This window comes from Kitasatospora sp. NPDC094028, from assembly GCF_049543595.1.
Lineage (GTDB): Bacteria > Actinomycetota > Actinomycetes > Streptomycetales > Streptomycetaceae > Kitasatospora.
In genome coordinates this window covers 1-1,531 of sequence record NZ_JBMVFA010000089.1, presented here as the reverse complement: position 1 = coordinate 1,531, position 1,531 = coordinate 1, and the positions used below count along the sequence as shown (strand labels likewise).

Genomic DNA, 1,531 nt, shown 5'->3' with positions numbered 1-1,531 from the left:
CGCCGCTTCGCGCGGGACGTCACCGTCACCGTCCTGGCGCTGGCCTTCTCGTACTGGTCGATCCAGGGCAGCGGCTACCAGACCGTCTACTACGGCCTGTTCACCGTCCTGCTCGGCATCCCGGTCTACATCTGTCTCAAGCGACCGCACGCCCGACCCGCCACGGGGGCTCTCACCGGCACCGCGACCCCGCTCGCCGCCACGGCCCGCCACGACGAGCCGCCGGCGAAGGCGGCCCGCACCGTACGGCCCGTCGGCCTGCCGACCATCCTCCGGCGCGCACTGACCCCGCGCCACCTGCACTGAACCCCGAGGAGCACCACCGATGTCCACCCTGCGTGTCGATTCCGAAGCCGGCCGCCTGAGGCAGGTGATCCTGCACCGCCCGGGCCTGGAGCTCGCCCGCCTGACCCCGCGCAACGTCGACGAGCTGCTGTTCGACGACATCCTGTGGGCCAAGCGTGCCCGCGAGGAGCACGACGCCTTCGCCCAGGTCCTGCGCGACCACGGCGTGCGCGTGCACCACTACGCCGACCTGCTCGCCGAAACCCTCGAACTGCCGCTGGCCCGGTCCTGGCTGCTCGGCCAGGTGGCCACCCCGGCCATTGTCGGCCCTGCCCTGGTCGAGCCGGTACGCGAGCTGTGCGAGGAACTCGACGGCCGGACGCTGGCCGAGTACTTGATCGGTGGCGTCCTCAAGGACGACCTGCCGCTGAAGAACCCGCACAGCCTGGTGTGGAACACCGTCGGCGAGCAGGACTTCGCCCTTCCGCCGCTGCCCAACCACCTCTTCCCGCGCGACAACTCCTGCTGGATCGGCGCTCGGTACAGCCTCAACCCGATGGCGAAGCCGGCCCGGCGGCGGGAGACCCTGCACACCGCCGCGATCTACCGGTTCCACCCGCTGTTCGCCGAGACCGCGCCCCCGCTGCTGGACGGCACCACCACCGCGCCGGGGCTCAGCATCGAGGGCGGAGACGTCCACGTGATCGCCCCGGGCGTCGTCATGGTCGGAATGGGCGAGCGCACCACCGCCGCGGCCGTCGAAACCCTCGCCCAACAGCTGTTCCTGACTAACACCGCGCACCGGCTGATCGCCGTGCAACTGCCGCGGAGCCGGGCGTTCATGCACCTGGACACCGTCATGACGATGATCGACCGGGACACCTTCACGCTCTACCCGGGCCTGGCCCACGAGTTGCGCTCGTGGACCCTCACCCCCGCCCCCGAGAGCCCGGCCGGCTTCGACGTGCGGACCGACACCGACCTCGCCGCCTCGCTCGCCGAAGCCCTCGACCTGGACAAGGTCCGCTTCCTGTCCGCCGAGCAGGACGCCCGCGCCGCCGAGCGCGAGCAGTGGGACGACGGCAGCAACTTCCTCGCCCTCGCCCCCGGCGTCGTCGTCGGCTACGAGCGCAACACCACCACCAACACCCACCTGCGCAAGCAGGGCGTCGAGATCGTCACCATCGCCGGCTCCGAGCTCGGCCGCGGCCGGGGCGGCCCGCGCTGCATGAGCTGCCCGATCCAG

At 71.7% G+C, this 1,531-nt stretch carries 1 protein-coding gene and 1 pseudogene; both read left to right on the top strand.

Going from position 1 to position 1,531, the window contains the following annotated elements:
• Positions 1 to 306: pseudogene (locus ACPC54_RS41930) on the top strand (amino acid permease); the annotation flags it as partial.
• A gap of 19 nt (positions 307 to 325) precedes the next feature.
• Positions 326 to 1,531 (top strand): arginine deiminase (locus ACPC54_RS41925; protein ID WP_498973008.1); only part of this gene is annotated, 1,206 nt, incomplete at its 3' end.